Source organism: Pseudomonas sp. P5_B2 (assembly GCF_056400445.1).
In genome coordinates this window covers 1-1,738 of sequence record NZ_JBFULH010000769.1, presented here as the reverse complement: position 1 = coordinate 1,738, position 1,738 = coordinate 1, and the positions used below count along the sequence as shown (strand labels likewise).

General features: G+C 57.7%; 1 protein-coding gene and 1 pseudogene. One reads left to right on the top strand and one right to left on the bottom strand.

Annotated elements, in window-relative coordinates; all coding sequences use genetic code 11:
- Positions 1-215: 215 nt before the first annotated feature.
- Positions 216-698: a serine protease inhibitor ecotin gene (gene eco, locus AC1DRJ_RS26585; protein WP_477804770.1), complete on the top strand. Its 483-nt coding sequence runs from the start codon at positions 216-218 to the stop codon at positions 696-698.
- Positions 699-734: 36 nt separating this feature from the next.
- On the opposite strand, the pseudogene ilvA reads toward eco, so the two are convergent.
- Positions 735-1,724 (bottom strand): annotated as a pseudogene (gene ilvA / locus AC1DRJ_RS26580) (threonine ammonia-lyase, biosynthetic); the annotation flags it as partial.
- Between the last annotated feature and the right edge of the window lie 14 nt (positions 1,725-1,738).

Here is a 1,738-nt window from a genome sequence, read left to right as displayed (position 1 = left end):
AAGAACAGTTAAAGCATAAAACATGCCTGGAATTTCGCTGTGCAGCTCATTGGCAAATCAATGGCTTAGCACCTAAGCTGCAAAAAACCATCGTGCAATCTGCAAGAAAGGTCGACGGCGCTACTGCATTTTGCAGACTGATCGCAGCGAGATTGCATTGGCGCCACAGCACAGTAAGAATGGCGCCACAAATTGATTACAAGCAAGGAGGCATCATGGGTACTATGACATTTACGACGACTGTCGGACTAATGGTTACCGGGCTGTCGAGCATCGCTCATGGCGCAACGCTTGAATCCATCGCTCCCTTCCCCAAACCGGAAAGCGGCTTTACCCGCCAGGTCATTCACCTCGCCCCACAAACCAAAGAGGACGACTTCCAGGTCGAAATCCTTGCTGGCAAGACTCTGACCGTGGACTGCAACCGCCAACGTCTGGGCGGGATGCTTGACGAGAAAAACCTGGAAGGCTGGGGCTACCCGTTCTACCGGCTGGAAAAAGTCATCGGCCCGATGAGCACACTCATGGCCTGCCCGGACGGCACGAGCAAAAAAGAATTCGTACCCGTATCCGGCGACGGTTTCTTGCTGCGCTACAACAGTAAGTTGCCGATCGTGCTTTACGTGCCAAAAGACATCGAAGTCCGCTATCGAATCTGGTCGGCGTCGAGCAAGGTTGAGAAAGCCGTTCAGGAATAACTTCACCCCGCATCACGCTGGCGCGCAGCTTGACGCTGCGCGCTCGGCCACATGGCGCAAGCTGTCGAAATTGATGTTGGCCCCCGAATCGATGGCCACCAGCGTCTGACCACGGACACCGGTTTGCGCGACGTATTTTTTGATGCCCGCTACCGCCAGCGCGCCGGACGCTTCGGTGATCGAGCGCGTATCGTCGTAGATATTCTTGATGGCGGCGCACAGTTCGTCGTTACTGACCGTCAACACCTCATCAACGCAAAACCGGCAGACTTCGAAGCCATAAGTGCCGATCTGCGCCACCGCCACCCCATCGGCGAAAGTGCCGACGCTCGGCAGCACAACCCGCTCACCCGCTTGTAGCGCTGCCGCCAAACACGCCGAATGTTCTGACTCGACGCCGATGATGCGCACTTCAGGTCGCAGGTATTTGACGTACGCGGCGATGCCTGCGATCAAACCTCCACCGCCCACCGGCACAAAGATCGCGTCGAGCGGGCCTTGATGTTGGCGCAGGATCTCCATCGCCACGGTGCCCTGCCCGGCGATCACGTCCGGGTCGTCGAAGGGCGAAACAAAGGTGCAACCGGTTTGTTGGGCCAGGCTCAACGCATAGTCGAGGGCGAACGGAAAACTCTCGCCGTGCAGCACAGCCTCCGCCCCACGACTTCGAACCCCGAGCACTTTCAGTTCCGGCGTAGTACACGGCATGACGATGGTCGCGGCAATTGCTAACACTTTCGCCGCCAGCGCTACTCCCTGGGCATGATTGCCCGCCGACGCGGTGATCACGCCGCGCGCCTTTTGCTCATCACTGAGTTGCACCAGCTTGTTGTAGGCGCCGCGAATCTTGAAGGAAAACGTTGGTTGCAAGTCCTCGCGCTTGAGCAGGATCTGATTACCCAACACCTCGGAGAGCGCGGGCGCCGATTGCAACGGCGTACGGATCGCCAGGTCATACACCGGCGCGGCGAGGATCTTTTTTACGTAATGCTCAAGCAAATTTTTCTGGGCGTGCGTGCTGCTCATGGTCGTCTCCTGGC